The organism is Bacillus cereus group sp. BfR-BA-01356, assembly GCF_022663635.1.
GTDB lineage: Bacteria > Bacillota > Bacilli > Bacillales > Bacillaceae_G > Bacillus_A > Bacillus_A cereus.
Genome location: NZ_JAKUFX010000126.1, coordinates 1 through 16,022, shown reverse-complemented (window position 1 = coordinate 16,022; position 16,022 = coordinate 1). Strand labels below are relative to the sequence as shown.

Below are 16,022 nucleotides of genomic sequence, written 5' to 3'. Positions count from 1 at the left end.
CGAGAGATTCATAAGAAAACGTCATCCTTTCTAGTCTAGCTTTTTTAGAAAGAATAACGTTTTTTTACACTTGGGGGTAGTGAAGATTTTTAAGTTGATGGGCATGGGGTTGTCCCAACATGTCGGACAACCTCTCTATCATTACGATAATACAGCTTTAATTTTTTGGAATGCCCACTCTAAATCTTCTTCAGAGATTACTAGAGGTGGTGCGATACGAATTACATTTTCGTGTGTTTCTTTACATAATAGACCAGCTGCTTTTAGTTGTTCACAGTAAGGACGAGCTGGCTCGTTTAATTCGATACCGATGAATAAACCTTTACCACGAACTTCAGTGATCATTGGGTTATCAATCTCTTTTAATTGCCCAACTAATTTTTCACCTAATTGAAGAGAACGCTCTGTTAATTTTTCTTCTTCTAACACTTCAAGAGCCGCGATAGAAACAGCACATGCAAGTGGATTACCACCGAATGTAGAACCGTGAGAACCTGGTTCAAATACACCTAAAATGTCGCGGTTTGCTGCTACGCAAGAGATTGGGAACACACCGCCGCCAAGTGCTTTACCAAGTATGTACATGTCAGGAGTTACATTGTCCCAGTCACAAGCAAATACTTTACCAGTACGGCCTAAGCCAGTTTGGATTTCATCTGCTACAAATAAAACGTTTTCTTTTTTACATACTTCAAAAGCTTCTTTTAAGTAACCAGCTGGTGGGATATTAATTCCTGCTTCACCTTGAATTGGCTCTAAAATGAATGCTGCTGTGTTTGGTGTAATTGCGGCTTTTAATGCTTCTAAATCACCGTAAGGAATTACAACGATGCCAGGAAGCATTGGACCGAATCCACGCTTGTACTCTTCATTTGAAGACATGGAAACAGAACCCATTGTACGTCCGTGGAAGTTATCTTCACAAACGATGATTTCAGCACGGTTTGCTTCCACTTTCTTCACATCATAAGCCCAGCGACGAACTGTTTTAATTGCAGTTTCAACAGCTTCAGCACCTGTATTCATTGGAAGTACCATTTCTTTATTAGTTAGTTTCGCAACTTTTTCGTACCAAGGACCTAATTGATCGCTATGGAAAGCACGAGAAGTTAACGTAACACGATTAGCTTGGTCAATTAAAGCGTTAATAATTTTCGGGTGACGATGACCTTGGTTTACTGCAGAATATGCACTTAATAAGTCCATATAGCGGTTTCCTTCAGGATCTTCTACCCAAACACCTTCTGCTTTAGAAATAACGATTGGAAGTGGGTGATAGTTATTTGCTCCGTATGTGTCTGTAAGTTCGATAATATCCTTAGTTTGAATCATGATTGTTCCCCCTTTTGTTATTACAAGAAGTTTGTAAATACTCTAAATATTATAGCATTTAAATGTAAAAAAGCGAAACATTTCCTGAAAATAAATGAACATGTTATCATATAGAGTGAAAAAGTGTGAAAAGAGGAGGTAAGGGATACGATGGTACATATGCATATTACAGCATGGGCGTTAGGTTTAATTTTATTCTTCGTTGCGTATTCACTTTATTCAGCAGGAAGAAAAGGGAAAGGTGTACATATGGGGCTTCGCCTAATGTATATCATTATTATTGTGACAGGCTTCATGTTGTACATGAGTATTGTGAAGACAGCAACAGGTAGCATGCACATGTGGTATGGCTTAAAAATGTTAGCTGGTATTTTAGTTATCGGTGGAATGGAAATGGTTCTTGTGAAAATGAGCAAAAACAAACCAACAGGGGCGGTTTGGGGCTTATTTATTGTTGCGCTAGTAGCAGTATTTTACCTTGGGCTGAAATTACCGATTGGCTGGAAAGTATTCTAATAAAAAATAAAGCCACCTTATAATCTCAAAGACTTGGGAGATTATAAGGTGGTTTTTTACTTTATCCCGTAAACATCAGATTGGTGAAGGCTAATAATCAGTGGGCTACCCCACTGATTAAAGTTTCACTTTATGTCGCATCGATATGCAACTCTTCTCCATTTACTTTCGTAAAACGGAACATATTTTTATTTGACGTAGTGTGACGGACGAAATGGTGCTGCAGTGTACAGATCATTTCTTCGTTATCAAACAAAAGAATATTTACTCCTTCGCGTGACTCCTCTTGCGGTAAGAAAGATAAATAATTATGACAATACATGCAATCATATAAAGAGTAGTGAAGTGATTGCAATGATTCGGTTAATAATGTGAAGACAGAGTCAGGTAATTCCTCCAGCCATTCATTATAGCTAAGAAGTAACTTTTTTCGAATACGTATCATTTCACCATTTTGCAAATGGTGTTGCTCGTTGGCGATTTGTAATACATCTTGTTCATAGAAACGGGCTGGTAGCCAATTGTTATTATACAAAATTTCAAACCCATCTTCGGCAATATCTTCTAATAAAAACGCTTCATCATTTTCATCATCAAAGAATACCCACTCATTGTTTATATATTCTACATTACCGACTGTATGAGCACGGGGCTGATTATATAAAATATGTTTACGTTGTATCATACACGATTTCTCCTTTATGAAAAGTAGTTATTCCTGTTATAGACAGTTCGTGCGTTCTTTATAACTAGACACATCTAGACATAGGTGGGCATACAATAAAACACGTTTTACTGAGTGAGAATGCTATTCCATATGTGGATAGTAGGTTATCGTCAAGTTTTTCATTTTTTGATCCGCACTCTTAGGGTGGGGATTACTGCACGTTCAAGAAAAGAAATAAGATGGAAGGATGATTTATATGTGCGGGATTACAGGATGGGTGGATTATAAACGCTCATTAGAAGGAGAAAGAGATGTCGTTACGAAGATGGCTGAGACGTTAGCGAAACGGGGGCCGGATGATAATAAAGTTTGGATTAAAGGAAATGTCGCATTTGGGCATAAGCGGTAAATCGTTGTGGATCCTGAGGGCGGTAAACAGCCGATGACTTGTTTAAAAGATGAAACGAATTACGCCATTTGCTATAACGGTGAACTTTATAACACAGAAGACATTCGAAAGGAATTATTAAGAAGAGGATATACGTTCAAAGGTCATTCTGATACAGAAGTATTATTAGCTTCTTATATTGAATGGAAAGAAGAATGTGTCGATCATTTAAACGGTATATATGCGTTTGCAGTATGGGACGAACAGAAAGAGCAAGTATTTATTGCGAGAGATCGATTAGGTGTAAAGCCACTTTTTTATAAATATGATAGCGGACGCTTACTATTTGGTTCGGAGTTAAAAGCGATATTGTCGCATCCAGATGTGAAGGCGGAAGTAACGTTAGAAGGATTATCAGAAATATTCGGGCTCGGACCGTCAAGAACGCCTGGCCACGGTATTTATGCTGGTATAAAAGAATTGCGTCCAGGTCATGCGATGACATTTTCAAAGAACGGTTTATGCATATGGAGATATTGGAATGTAGAAAGTAAAAAACATGAAGACTCTTTTGAAGAAACAGTAGAGAAAACGCGCTTTTTATTACAAGATGCTATTACAAGACAGCTTGTTTCTGATGTACCACTATGTACTTTTTTATCGGGTGGTGTAGATTCGAGCGCTATTACAGCTATTGCAGCGAAAGAATATGAGAGATTGGGAAAAGGGCAATTACACACGTATTCTATTGATTACGAAGATAATGACAAATACTTTAAAGCGAATGCATTCCAGCCAAATTCAGATGCTCCGTTTATTAATTTAATGACTGAGACATTTCAAACAACCCATCATCGCTGCGTCATTTCGAATGAAAAATTAGCAGAGTATTTAACTGAAGCAGTACTCGTTCGTGATTTGCCTGGTATGGCAGATATCGATTCGTCATTATTATGGTTTTGCCGAGAAATTAAACAAGATTTTGTCGTTGGCTTATCTGGAGAATGTGCAGATGAAATATTTGGTGGATATCCGTGGTTTTATAGAGAAGATGATTTACAATCGAGTGCATTTCCGTGGATGCGTTCTACAGAGGCACGTGAACAACTTCTAAAAAAAGAATGGAGAAATAAATTAAATTTACAACAATATGTACAAAGGCGCTATGAAGAGTCGATTCAAGAAGTTCCTATTTTAGAGGGGGAAAGTCCGCTAGAAGCAAAAAGACGCCAATTATTTTATTTAAATATGGTATGGTTTATGACAACATTATTAGACAGAAAAGACCGCATGAGTATGGGAGCGAGCTTAGAAGTACGTGTTCCATTTGCAGATCATCGTCTTGTCGAATATGCGTGGAATATTCCTTGGGAAATGAAAATGTATAAAAACCGCGAAAAAGGTCTATTACGTAAAGCGTTAGAAGGTGTACTTCCACATGACATCTTATATAGAAAGAAGAGTCCTTATCCGAAAACGCACAATCCGCACTATACAAAAGCAGTAACAGTATGGCTTCAAAATCTATTAACGGATAAAGGTTCAATTTTACACGAACTGTTTGATAAAGAGCAGTTGAGCGGATTAATTCAGTCTGGCGGCAGTGCATTTCAAACACCATGGTTTGGTCAATTGATGACTGGGCCACAGCTTTTAGCTCATTTAGCACAAATTCACGTTTGGTTTAAAGAATATGGGGTAAATATTAAGGAATAAGGGAAAAGCGGCTTACAATTATGTAAGTCGCTTTTTATTAAAGAAATTTTCATATAAAATTAAAAATCACCTTATAAATAATATTTAATTAGAATTATTATTTTGACGTATTTATTATTACTTGTTATAATTGGAAACGAATGTTCTGAAAAGTATTCTCATTTATAAAATTGAGGTGTTATATAGATGACAAAGAAAAAAATAGGTTTACTCGTAATGGCGTATGGAACACCAGAATCATTAGACGATGTAGAGGCATATTATACACATATCCGTCACGGGCGTACGCCATCAGAAGAAGCGCTTGAAGATTTAATTGGCCGCTATAAAGCGATTGGTGGAATTTCGCCGCTTGCAAAAATTACGAAAGAACAGGCGCATAAATTAACAGATTCAATGAATAACATATTTACAGAGTATCAATTTACTTGTTACTTAGGTTTAAAACATATTGCACCATTTATAGAAGATGCGGTAGAAGAAATGAAGCGTGATGGGATCGAGCAAGCGATTAGTATCGTATTAGCGCCACATTACTCTACATTTAGCATTAAAGCGTATAATGACCGTGCTATTCGTCTTTCAAAAGAAATCGGTGGTCCTGTTATTGAACCAATTGAACAATGGTACGATGAACCGAAGTTTATTTCGTATTGGGCAGACCAAATAAAAGAGACGTTTACTAATATTATAAATAAAGAGAAAGCAGTCGTAATTTTTTCAGCGCATAGTTTGCCAGAAAAAATTATTGCAGCAGGAGACCCTTATGTAGAACAACTAAAGCATACGGCAGATTTAATTGCAGAAGCTGCAAATATTCAAAACTATACAATCGGTTGGCAAAGTGCTGGGAATACTCCAGATCCGTGGATTGGTCCAGATGTGCAAGATTTAACGAAAGATTTATATGAAGAGCATGGGTACGAATCTTTCATATATTGCCCAGTTGGTTTTGTAGCGGAGCATTTAGAAGTTTTATATGACAACGATTATGAATGTAAAGTTGTAACTGATGAATTAAATGCCAAATATTTTAGACCAAATATGCCGAATGCACAATCAGCATTTATCGACTGTTTGGCTGAAATTGTTTCCAAAAAAGTGAAGGAAATAGTTGACAAAGATTTAGTTTTGAATAATAATTAATTTATAATAATTTTAAATAAATAATAATTACTACGAAATAAAGAGGAGGATCCCCCTAGATGAATCCAAATAATCGCTTAACAACAAACCAAGGTGCTCCAGTTGGAGACAACCAAAATTCTCGTACAGCTGGTCGTCGTGGACCAGTATTATTAGAAGACTATCATTTAGTAGAAAAACTTGCACACTTTGATCGTGAACGTATTCCAGAGCGCGTTGTGCATGCACGTGGTGCAGGTGCTCACGGTGTATTCGTAACGAAAAATAGTATGAAGCAATATACGAAAGCGGCATTTTTACAAAATGAAGGAACTGAAACGCCTGTATTTGTTCGTTTTTCAACGGTTATTCATGGTCAAGGTTCTCCTGAAACAGCACGTGACCCACGTGGGTTCGCTGTTAAATTTTATACAGAAGAAGGAAACTACGATATCGTAGGTAATCATTTACCAGTTTTCTTCATTCGTGATGCAATTAAATTCCCAGATATGGTACATTCCTTAAAACCAGCACCTGATACGAATATTCAAACGCCAGATCGTTATTGGGATTTCATGACGTTAAGTCCAGAATCTACACATATGATGACATGGGTATTTTCTGATTACGGTACACCAGCAAGCTATCGTGAAATGGAGGGTTTTGGCGTCCATTCATTTAAATGGATTAATGAAGAAGGTAAAATTGTTTATATAAAATACCACTGGAAACCACAGCAAGGTGTACGTAACCTAAATGCGAAAGAAGTGCAAGAAGTACAAGGGAAAGACTTCAATCATGCAACTCGTGACTTGTTCGATGCAATCGAAAAAGGAAATCACCCAAAATGGGATTTACACGTACAAGTTATGCAATTAGATGAAATGGACTCTTTAGACTTTGATCCACTAGATCCAACGAAAGTGTGGCCAGAAGATCGCTTCCCATTAATGGAAGTAGGGACAATGACGTTAAATCGTAATCCGAAAAACTTCTTTGCAGAAGTAGAACAAGTAGCGTTCTCTCCAAGTGCAACTGTAAATGGTATTGAGCCATCGGAAGATAAATTATTACAAGGTCGTTTATTCTCTTACCCAGATACACAACGTTATCGTCTTGGGGCAAATTACTTACAAATTCCTGTAAACTGCCCATACGCAGCTGTTCATAACCAACAACGTGATGGTGCGATGCAAGTAAATCAAAACCCATCTACAATCAACTACGAACCGAGCCGTCATGCTGAAAATCCAGTTGAAGACCCAGCTTACCGCGATTCAACTATGAAAGTAGAAGGCTATGTATCTCGTGAAAAAATTGAGAAACCAAATGACTTTAAACAAGCAGGTGAGCGTTACCGTTCATTCTCTAAAGAAGAGCAAGATAACTTAATTGCAAACTTAACAAATGACTTGAAAGACGTAAATGAACGCACAAAATTATTAGCTGTTTGTAACTTCTTCCGTGCAGATCAAGAATACGGTATGCGTTTAGCGCAGGCATTAAATGTTGATATTACGCAATATGTAGGAAATGCTCCGAAATAAATAGGAAAAGACGACCGGGCTTCGGTCGTCTTTTTTGTATAAAGTTATGTGGGGTATTTCGCATGTAAAACATGTCGGAATTTGTTGGTAAATCGATATGTTGTGTCGAACCGTTGATATATTGAAAGAAACAATCGATATATTTGAAAAATCGTTGATATATCCAAAAAACCGTTAATATATTTCCAGTTATACTAGGTGGGGTATGTTGCCCGGTACGCAAAAAAGAGATGCAATCTATCATCGATAGATTGCATCTCTTTTTTAGTTCACTCGCTCAGTATACTCATAAGCTTTCTCCCCATGCATCGAAATATCAAGTCCCATATGTTCCTCGTGCTCATCTACCCGGACAGGGAGGAAGAAGTTGATTGCTTTAATAATGGCATACGTCATTATAATTGTGAACGCATATGTTGCGCCGATCGCTACAAGTTGTTTCAACAGCAGCGAGGCGTTTCCGTAAAATAATCCGTTAGCGCCATCACCGTTTACGGCAGTAGTTGCAAATAATCCTGTCGCAATACCGCCCCAAGTTCCACCGATGCCGTGACATCCGAATGCATCGAGTGTATCGTCGTATCCGAATTTTGTTTTTAAGAAAAAGACCGCTCCGAAGCATAATACGCCGCCAATTGCTCCGATAAGAAGAGCTGAGAAAGGTGTAACGAACCCGCAAGCTGGTGTAATAGCGACTAGACCGGAAACGGCGCCACAAGCAGCTCCCATCGCAGTCGGTTTTGATTGGAAGAACCACTCTGAAAGTATCCAAGTTAATGCTGAGGCAGCAGCAGCTATATTTGTATTAATAAATGCAGTTAAAGCTACATCATTTAAAGATAATGCGCTTCCGACGTTAAAACCGAACCAGCCAAACCATAATAAGCCTGCGCCTAACATTGTAAATGGCAAATGGTGAGGAGAAGAACCATTTATGTTTTTTCGTTTTCCGAGGAAAATAGCTAATACAAGACCAGCAACTCCGGAAGTGATGTGAACGACGTTTCCGCCAGCGAAGTCTAGTGCACCAAGTTCCCTTAGCCACCCGCCGACGCCCCATACCCAATGAGCGACAGGATTGTAAACAATCGTTGTCCATAGAAGGATAAAAATAAGAAAGGCAGAAAATCGCATTCTTTCAGCAAATGCACCTGAAATTAAAGCTGGAGTTAAAATGGCGAACATGAGTTGAAACATCATGAATAAATTGTGAGGAATAGTAGATGAGTAGTCTGGATTTGGTGCGTAGGTAACTCCGTTTAGACCGAACCAATCAAGTGTACCGATAAGCCCGTGCCAATCTGGTCCGAATGATAAAGAATAGCCGATAACAATCCATTGAATCGAAACGATAGCCATTGCACTATAACTATGCATCGTTGTACTGAGTACATTTTTGCTGCGAACCATACCTCCATAAAAAAGTGCCAATCCTGGTGTCATCAACATGACCATTACTGTCGTCACAAACATAAAAACTGTATCTCCCATATTCATGAGCTCTCCTCCTATAATGTTAGAAAAAATAACATCGTTTTGTTATGTTTCATATCATATTCGAAAAGGAACTGAAAATCAACTAAAAATTCAGAAAAATATATACATGATGTTAGAAAATGTAACATATATTATTTTGTGAGGATTGAAATCGACATATGCGTTTCTCTCGGATAATTGGTATAATATTCTTACAATTAAAAACTTGGGGGATGCGTGTGGGAAAAATACGGACTAGGAAACTATTCATTTGTTTTTGCTTAGCTTTTGTTTTGTTTGTACCAATACATACTTTTGCAGACGAAAAAAGAGAGTGGAAAGATGAAGTTATATACTCCATTATGATTGATCGCTTCAATAATGGAGAACCGAAAAATGACAAACAATTAGAAGTTGGTAATTTAGAAGGGTATCAAGGCGGGGATATAAGAGGAATTATAAAAAGGTTGGATTACATAAAAGAAATGGGTTTTACTACCGTTATGCTTTCGCCGCTTTTTGAAAGTGGAAAGTACGATGGATTAGACGTGCGAAATTTTAAAAAGGTAAATGAACATTTCGGGACAGACAATGATGTGAAAGAACTTGTAAAAGAAGCTCATGCAAAAGGAATGAAAGTTGTATTTCAATTTCCGCTTGGAGAAAACGAACGACAGGTAATTGACGCAATGAAATGGTGGATAAAAGAAGTTGATTTAGACGGAAGTTATGTTATACATAGTGAAAAAAAGCCGCGTTCCTTTTGGGATAACGCGCAAAAAGATATGCAAGTGATAAAGAAAGATTTTCGTATTATGACAAAGGAGGATAGCGAATACAACGAAAAAATAGTAGAATCGTTTTCTGAAGCGGATGTATCGGTGAAATCGTTATACGATGTGAGTAAAAAAGAAGGGGACTTTGTTACGTTTTTAGATGATCAAGAAACAAAAAGATATGCGCGTATTGCAAAAGAAAATATGTATTATCCGCCATCACGTTTAAAGTTGGCGCTTACTTATTTGTTAACATCACCTGGGATTCCGAATTTTTATTACGGAACTGAAATTGCATTAGATGGAGGAAGTGTACCCGATAATAGACGATTAATGGATTTTAAGTCAGACGAAAAGTTTATGCAACACATAACAAAACTAGGTGAACTTAGGCAGGCGAGACCGTCTTTACGACGCGGTACGTTTGAGCTTCTGTATGATAAGAGCGGGATGAGTATACTAAAACGAAAATATAAAGATGAAGTAACTTTAGTAGCAATTAATAATACGAAAGAAACACAAAAAGTCTCCTTACCTGCAAGTGAAATTGGTGAAAAACAAGAGTTAAGAGGATTGTTACAGGATGAAATTATAAGAGAGGAAAATGGAAAATTTTATCTCGTTTTAAAGCGTGAAGAATCAAACGTGTATAAAGTTAACGGAGAAACAGGTGTGAATTGGTTATTTATCTCCTTAATCGTTGGTGTGAATGTATTATTTATTGCGTTTCTAATTGCAGTTAAAAGGAAACGTAGATGAGATGAGAAGTTACTCACTCTATGTTCATGTCTTCTTATTGGATTTGTAAGTTTGTTCGGTGGGGCCAGGTTAGGGAGAAAGCCTTCTTCCTAGCCTGTTTTTGTGTCCATACGGATAGAGAAAGACCTTTGAAACAATAATTGCAACTATATTAATTTTACATTACATTAAAAGTTAGAGAATACTCTTATACTAATATAGTGCTAAATAGTAGGTGGGAAAATGGAGTTTTACGATTTGGGTATTACCATTAAAGAGCTTAGAATTAAAAAAAATATATCACAATCCGAATTATGTCATGGAATATGTTCACAAAGTCAAATTAGCAAAATAGAAAAAGGTGTGATTTATCCATCTAGCATATTATTATATCAATTATCAGAAAGACTTGGTATTGACCCAAATAATATATTTGCATTAACTCAAAACAAAAAATTAAAATATGTAGAAAATGTAAAATGCGTAATAAAAGATTGCTTAAAGCAAAAACAATATAGTGAACTTTATGAAATCGTGAAAAAAGAGAAAGATGAAAAGAATTTCCAGGCAAAAGAAGATAAACAATTTCTCCTATGGCATGAAGCGATTGCTATATTTGAGGTGAACAGATCCATAAAAACTGCTTTAAAGCTTTTAAATAATGCATTAAAACTAACTTTAACCAATGTTGATTTTTTAACAGAAAGAGAAATAGATATTATGCAGACAATGTCTATATTTTATGCGGAAAATAAAGAATATGATAAAAGTATTACTATATTAAGAAGGTGTTTAACTAATTTTAATAAGTTAGATTTCCCGAGAGATAAAGCGATTAAATTAAAAATCATTTTTAATTTAGCGAAATGTTTAGGTATGACCTATCAATATGAAGAGGCGGTAAAATACATTGATAAAGGAATCAAATTAGCTATTAATCTAAATACTTTATACTTATTAGGTGAACTTTACTATTTAAAGGGATGGAATTTATTAAGATTTAAACAACAGAATGAAGAAGATATTGCAAATAACATGAAAAAAGCATTATTTATATTTGAACTAACAGAAAAAGAAAATCTGATAAAAATGGTTAAAGAAAAATATTTAGAAAACCAAACTGAAAAAAGTCACTTATAATTCATTTGGAAATCACTTGAAATATAATAAAACCTACAGGGAAAATCTCTGTAGGTTTTATACTTATAAACTTGCTTCTAAAATATTAGTGTTTAATATAAATTTTTGAATAAGAGTTTACTTAGTGTACTTTTTATTTTGAAGTCTGCATCTTTATTAACAATTTATGCTTCTTTTTAATCACATCCAAATATTGTTAAGATTGAGATGATTCAAGTCGGAGGAAGGCACTTTGAGGTGTCTTTTTTTTATGACCTTTATCATTAACTATTTAATGTTTTTTTAAATGATTACATGACATATTTTTTTTGTACCAAGCTTTGTTGATACAGTTAGACTTATCCGTTAGTGTATTCGTATTATTAGAACATCCTACAGTATTTAGGGAGAATGTGGCCAATAAAAACCATAATATTAATTTCTTCAAATAACCACTTCTAACTCTTTTTTAATTAACATTTTTTAAAATACTTATTAATTTTACATTACATTAAAGGTTGGAAAATATTCTTATACTCATAAATTGTTACGTTTCGGCGAGGAGAGGAATTATGAGTTATAGCAATTTTTAAGATGACTTTGGCCTAGGATGTAATTGCTAAGAAAAGTAATTCAAATCGAAGGGAAAACGTCTTAAGGTGTCTTTTCCTTATTTTCAATTTACTTAGCGATTTTTACCGCACATACCCTTTTTTCTATAGTTTGTTCTCGTAATATTGTCTCTACAAGACTAAAAAGAAAACTCCTCTAATTAAGAGGAGTTTTCTTTTTAGCGGTAGTTAATGAACTGTACGTCGATTGGTAAATCAGCGCTACGAACAGCTGCAATTACTGCTTGTAAGTCATCACGGCTTTTCGCTGTAACACGTACTTGATCATCTTGTACTTGTGTTTTTACTTTTAATTTCATTTCTTTAATGATGTTGTTAATTTTTTTCGCGTTATCTTTATCGATACCTTGTTGAAGTGTTGCGCGTTGGCGAACAGTGTTGCCAGTTGCAGCTTCAACTTTTCCGTAATCTAAGTTCTTAATTGGAACGTTACGTTTTACAAGTTTAGAGATAAGAACGTCTTTTACTTGCTCTAATTTAAACTCGTCATCAGAAGTTAAAACAAGTACTTCTTTTTCTAATTTAATATCACTTTTACTTCCTTTAAAGTCATATCGGTTTTGGATTTCTTTTAATGCGATATTAATTGCGTTTGTTACTTCAGGTAATTCTACTTTCGAAACGATGTCAAAAGAACTATCTTTTGCCATAGTTAGCACCTCCAAATAAATTTCTAATCTTGTTATGTACTGTACATACTAAAGTATAGCTGAAAACGAGTCTAGACTTAAGTGTTTTCGTATTTATATTCATGTAACCTCATTTTATTATAGTGAATTTTGGGCAGTTGGACAAATATAGGAAAAATCATGTTATAATTAACTTTTGTTTGGAATGATAAAAAAGATAATTTTATATATATAGAAGGGAATTAAAAAATATGTATTTGCAAATAGGATCGATTGAACAGGTAACTGTTTTACGCGAAACGGAAATCGGATATATGGTTGGGAATGAAGAAGAAGAAATTTTCCTACATAAAAACGAAGTGGCTGGAGAAATTGAAGAAGGCGATACGATTGATGTATTCTTATACCTTGATCACCAAAATCGTATTTCAGCAACAATGAAGGAACCAATTATTACAACTTATGATTGGAACTGGGTAAAGGTTGTAGAAGTTATTCCTAGTTTAGGTGTGTTTGTTGATATTGGTGTGTCAAAAGATATACTAATTCCAGCTGATGAGTTCCCGATTTATATGCCGGTATGGCCAGAAGTAGGCGACGAATTATATTGTACGTTAAAATTAACGAATCGTGATCGTTTAATCGCTCTTCCAGCGAGAGACAGTGATATGCAAGAAATTATCGTAGATGCAACGCCATCTATGCGTAATAAAAACGTAAACGGACGTGTATATCGTTCACTTCAAGTTGGTTCATTCATACTAACGGATGAGCATTTCCGTGCTTTCCTACACCATACAGAAAGAAAAGAACAAGTCCGCATCGGTCAGCGTGTAACGGGCCGTATTATTGACGTAAAAGATGACGGTACAATTAACATTTCACTTCTTCCTCGTAAAGAAGAAGGAATGGAAGATGATGCTGCAGTAATTTATGCATATATGGAAGAACGAGGCGGAGCAATGCCGTTTTGGGATAAGAGCCATCCAGAAGATATTAAAGAACGCTTTAACATGAGTAAAGCTGCATTTAAGCGTGCACTTGGTAAGTTGATGAAAGAAGAAAAGGTTTACCAAGAAGAAGGTTGGACTTACTTTAAGAAATAAAGTAGATGAAAGATTAAAAAGCACAACCTTATTTAAAAAAATAAGGTTGTGCTTTTTTAATTTCCTTGCGGAGAAACAAGAGTAAACGTATCTTTCAAATCACTATCATTTATTTTAATATTTGCCTTTTTTAATTCCTCTTGTAACAATTTTTTGCTGAATACAGGATCAGCAGTACGTTCTTCCTCTAAGTTTTTGCGAATAGAGTCTTTCACTTCATCATAAGGCTTTAAAGCTTTTTTATCAGTTAATTTAATAACGTGATAACCGTTTGATGATTTTACGGGATTGCTAATTTGTCCAACATTTAGTTTGTAGGCAGCCGTTTCGAATTCAGGAGCCATTGTACCTGAATTGAAGTATCCAAGGTCTCCGCCTTTATCTTTTGATAGTAGATCTTGTGATTCTTGTTTTGCTAATTCTTCAAATGAAGCACCAGCATCTAGTTTACTCTTTATTTCTTTCGCTTCATTTTCGTCACTTACTAAAATGTGACTCGCTTTAATTTCTGGCTTATAGTGGTCTTTTATGTCTTTTTCTGTAATGCTTTTCTTAATCGCTTCATTCATAGCAAGTTTGAACTTAATTTGATTTTTGAAGTCCTCTTCATCTTTTAAACCATAATTTTCTAATACTTTTTTGAATTGATCTCCATATTGTTTTTTTACTTTTTCTACTTCTTTATTTACCTCTTCATCAGGTACTTTATATTTTTTTGTGATGACGTCTTGTGCCATCATTTCGTATAGCATGTCTTTTCCGTAACGATCTTTCAATTGTTTTTCGAAGTTATCCTTTGTAATGGTCGAGTCTGTTGCTGTAGCGACTGTAGCTGAGCCATTCTTTTGTCCGCAAGCAGATAGCATCAATATACTTATTAGTGCAGTAATAATGAAAATATGTTTCCCTCTCATGCCAACACCTCATCCGAATATGTTATCGCTATTGTAGAATATAGAAGTGAACATGAAGTGAATTTTTAATGTTTTTTTCCTTTAAAATGTAAAAAAGTACATCAACATAATTGTTGATGTACGATGGAATCAAAGGTGATCGGTCTTTTTAGAATATGCACGTTTACCTTGCTGAATATTTTTTTGCTCTTGCTCATTTTTTTGTGTGCGTTTTGCGTTATTATCGCGTGCTTTTTTGTCGTTATCACTCGTATGTGGCATATGTATCAACTCCATTTCTAAACGTTGTACGTTTATCATTTCCTTTTTCGTAAAGACTATGTATAGCGGTGCATTTATGAAGGGTAAAGGTGGATTCGAAATGGATTTGAAGTTGAATTATACTGAACTTATAAAGAAGTTAATCGTTGTAATCATCGCAGGTTTATTAAATGCGATTGGGATGAATTTATTTTTAACGCCAGCAAAAGTGTATGCGAGCGGCTTTGCTGGATTGTCTCAATTATTATCACAAATATTAGGTGATTTTTTATCGATTCACATATCTACGGGAGTATTGTTTAGCTTATTTAATATTCCTGTCGTTATTTTAGCGTGGAAAAAGGTTGGAAAGGCCTTCACCTTTTTCAGTTTTCTTTGTGTTATATTTATGACTTTGTTTCTAGAAGTCATCCCTGTTAGAGCGGTTTCGAATGATATCATATTAAATGCGATTTTTGGCGGGATTATTTCGGCGATTGGAGTAGGGATTGCTTTAAAGTGGGGTGCTTCTACAGGTGGATTAGATATTATCGCCATGATTTTATCAAAAATAAAAGATAAGCCTGTCGGTACATACTTTTTCTTTTTTAATGCAATTATCATTATCGCTGCTGGCTATGTATATGGATGGGAAAAAGCGTTATATACGTTAGTGACTTTATATGTATCAACGAGAATTATTGATGCAATTCATACTCGTCATGTAAAGATTACAGCATTAATTGTTATGAAGAATGGGGCAGATGTAAGAAAGGCGATTCACTCGCGATTAGTAAGAGGGATTACAACGATACCAGCAACAGGTGCTTATACGAATGAAAATAAAGAAATGTTAATGATGGTTATTACTCGTTATGAGTTATACGAATTAGAGAGGATTATTAAACAAGTGGACCCAGGTGCATTTACAAATATACTGCAAACAGTTGGGGTGTTCGGATTGTTTCGGAAAGATTAAAGAGGACCGAAGTGGTCATCTCCCTGTCAAGTAGACAGTAATAAAAAGAGTATTATGCCACGGCCTTTTCCCGATATTCTATCGGGGAAAGGCCGTGAAGTTTTTCTTGGAATCTTTCTGTA

14 protein-coding genes and 1 pseudogene are annotated in these 16,022 nt (G+C 35.5%); 8 read left to right on the top strand and 7 right to left on the bottom strand.

What is annotated here, in order from left to right:
* Window positions 1-141: 141 nt before the first annotated feature.
* Window positions 142-1,332: an ornithine aminotransferase gene (rocD, locus tag MR168_RS27175; RefSeq protein WP_000616658.1), complete on the bottom strand. Its 1,191-nt coding sequence runs from the start codon at window positions 1,330-1,332 to the stop codon at window positions 142-144.
* 150 nt (window positions 1,333-1,482) lie between these two features.
* Between rocD and MR168_RS27170 the strand changes: the two genes are divergently transcribed.
* Window positions 1,483-1,848 (top strand): YisL family protein, encoded by a 366-nt coding sequence (locus MR168_RS27170; protein ID WP_000233494.1) that lies wholly within the window; start codon window positions 1,483-1,485, stop codon window positions 1,846-1,848.
* A 130-nt stretch (window positions 1,849-1,978) separates the two neighbouring features.
* On the opposite strand, the gene MR168_RS27165 is transcribed toward MR168_RS27170, so the two are convergent.
* Window positions 1,979-2,533 carry a DUF2777 domain-containing protein gene (locus tag MR168_RS27165; RefSeq protein ID WP_000616046.1) on the bottom strand — a complete coding sequence of 185 codons (555 nt, stop codon included), beginning with the start codon at window positions 2,531-2,533 and terminating at the stop codon, window positions 1,979-1,981.
* Between the two features lie 238 nt (window positions 2,534-2,771).
* On the opposite strand from MR168_RS27165, the pseudogene asnB reads away from it, so the two are divergent.
* The 3 genes and pseudogenes from asnB to katB all read left to right on the top strand — a co-directional run bounded on the left by asnB (window position 2,772) and on the right by katB (window position 7,291).
* Window positions 2,772-4,619, top strand: a pseudogene (gene asnB, locus MR168_RS27160) (asparagine synthase (glutamine-hydrolyzing)).
* 186 nt (window positions 4,620-4,805) lie between these two features.
* Entirely contained in the window at window positions 4,806-5,765 is a 960-nt protein-coding gene (gene hemH / locus MR168_RS27155; RefSeq protein ID WP_000162629.1) for a ferrochelatase, read from the top strand.
* A 59-nt stretch (window positions 5,766-5,824) separates the two neighbouring features.
* Entirely contained in the window at window positions 5,825-7,291 is a 1,467-nt protein-coding gene (gene katB / locus MR168_RS27150; protein WP_001069179.1) for a catalase KatB, read from the top strand.
* Window positions 7,292-7,555: 264 nt separating this feature from the next.
* On the opposite strand, the gene MR168_RS27145 is transcribed toward katB, so the two are convergent.
* Window positions 7,556-8,788: an ammonium transporter gene (locus MR168_RS27145; RefSeq protein WP_046392459.1), complete on the bottom strand. Its 1,233-nt coding sequence runs from the start codon at window positions 8,786-8,788 to the stop codon at window positions 7,556-7,558.
* Between the two features lie 158 nt (window positions 8,789-8,946).
* On the opposite strand from MR168_RS27145, the gene MR168_RS27140 reads away from it, so the two are divergent.
* Both MR168_RS27140 and MR168_RS27135 read left to right on the top strand, forming a co-directional pair.
* Window positions 8,947-10,302, top strand: a complete 1,356-nt coding sequence (locus MR168_RS27140) for an alpha-amylase family glycosyl hydrolase (RefSeq protein ID WP_140159371.1) — start codon at window positions 8,947-8,949, stop codon at window positions 10,300-10,302.
* 222 nt (window positions 10,303-10,524) lie between these two features.
* Window positions 10,525-11,421, top strand: a complete 897-nt coding sequence (locus MR168_RS27135) for a helix-turn-helix domain-containing protein (protein ID WP_242291622.1) — start codon at window positions 10,525-10,527, stop codon at window positions 11,419-11,421.
* Window positions 11,422-12,190: 769 nt separating this feature from the next.
* On the opposite strand, the gene MR168_RS27130 is transcribed toward MR168_RS27135, so the two are convergent.
* Complete coding sequence (locus MR168_RS27130; protein WP_001040149.1) at window positions 12,191-12,682, bottom strand: YajQ family cyclic di-GMP-binding protein; 492 nt, start codon at window positions 12,680-12,682, stop codon at window positions 12,191-12,193.
* Window positions 12,683-12,912: 230 nt separating this feature from the next.
* Here MR168_RS27130 and MR168_RS27125 point away from each other — a divergent pair, with 230 nt between their 5' ends.
* On the top strand, window positions 12,913-13,767 hold the full coding sequence (locus tag MR168_RS27125) for a CvfB family protein (protein WP_000281260.1): 855 nt from the start codon (window positions 12,913-12,915) through the stop codon (window positions 13,765-13,767).
* 56 nt (window positions 13,768-13,823) lie between these two features.
* Here the strand turns inward: MR168_RS27125 and prsA are convergent, their stop codons facing one another.
* Together prsA and MR168_RS27115 are read right to left on the bottom strand one after the other, a co-directional pair.
* Entirely contained in the window at window positions 13,824-14,681 is an 858-nt protein-coding gene (prsA, locus tag MR168_RS27120; RefSeq protein ID WP_001214211.1) for a peptidylprolyl isomerase PrsA, read from the bottom strand.
* Window positions 14,682-14,810: 129 nt separating this feature from the next.
* The gene (locus MR168_RS27115) at window positions 14,811-14,942 is read right to left on the bottom strand and encodes a DUF3941 domain-containing protein (RefSeq protein WP_001120851.1); all 132 of its coding nucleotides are present in this window, start codon (window positions 14,940-14,942) and stop codon (window positions 14,811-14,813) included.
* Window positions 14,943-15,042: 100 nt separating this feature from the next.
* Between MR168_RS27115 and MR168_RS27110 the strand changes: the two genes are divergently transcribed.
* A complete protein-coding gene (locus MR168_RS27110; protein ID WP_086412004.1) occupies window positions 15,043-15,900 on the top strand; it encodes a YitT family protein in 858 nt (285 codons plus the stop codon).
* 52 nt (window positions 15,901-15,952) lie between these two features.
* On the opposite strand, the gene MR168_RS33765 is transcribed toward MR168_RS27110, so the two are convergent.
* Window positions 15,953-16,022 (bottom strand): IS3 family transposase (locus tag MR168_RS33765; protein WP_325782447.1); only part of this gene is annotated, 70 nt, incomplete at its 5' end.

Bases quoted from the DNA above. Each gene is read 5' to 3' on its own strand.
- rocD (WP_000616658.1), bottom strand. From the start codon at position 1,332: ATGATTCAAACTAAGGATATTATCGAACTTACAGACACATACGGAGCA.
- MR168_RS27170 (WP_000233494.1), top strand. From the start codon at position 1,483: ATGGTACATATGCATATTACAGCATGGGCGTTAGGTTTAATTTTATTC.
- MR168_RS27165 (WP_000616046.1), bottom strand. From the start codon at position 2,533: ATGATACAACGTAAACATATTTTATATAATCAGCCCCGTGCTCATACA.
- hemH (WP_000162629.1), top strand. From the start codon at position 4,806: ATGACAAAGAAAAAAATAGGTTTACTCGTAATGGCGTATGGAACACCA.
- katB (WP_001069179.1), top strand. From the start codon at position 5,825: ATGAATCCAAATAATCGCTTAACAACAAACCAAGGTGCTCCAGTTGGA.
- MR168_RS27145 (WP_046392459.1), bottom strand. From the start codon at position 8,788: ATGAATATGGGAGATACAGTTTTTATGTTTGTGACGACAGTAATGGTC.
- MR168_RS27140 (WP_140159371.1), top strand. From the start codon at position 8,947: ATGCGTTTCTCTCGGATAATTGGTATAATATTCTTACAATTAAAAACT.
- MR168_RS27135 (WP_242291622.1), top strand. From the start codon at position 10,525: ATGGAGTTTTACGATTTGGGTATTACCATTAAAGAGCTTAGAATTAAA.
- MR168_RS27130 (WP_001040149.1), bottom strand. From the start codon at position 12,682: ATGGCAAAAGATAGTTCTTTTGACATCGTTTCGAAAGTAGAATTACCT.
- MR168_RS27125 (WP_000281260.1), top strand. From the start codon at position 12,913: ATGTATTTGCAAATAGGATCGATTGAACAGGTAACTGTTTTACGCGAA.
- prsA (WP_001214211.1), bottom strand. From the start codon at position 14,681: ATGAGAGGGAAACATATTTTCATTATTACTGCACTAATAAGTATATTG.
- MR168_RS27115 (WP_001120851.1), bottom strand. From the start codon at position 14,942: ATGCCACATACGAGTGATAACGACAAAAAAGCACGCGATAATAACGCA.
- MR168_RS27110 (WP_086412004.1), top strand. From the start codon at position 15,043: ATGGATTTGAAGTTGAATTATACTGAACTTATAAAGAAGTTAATCGTT.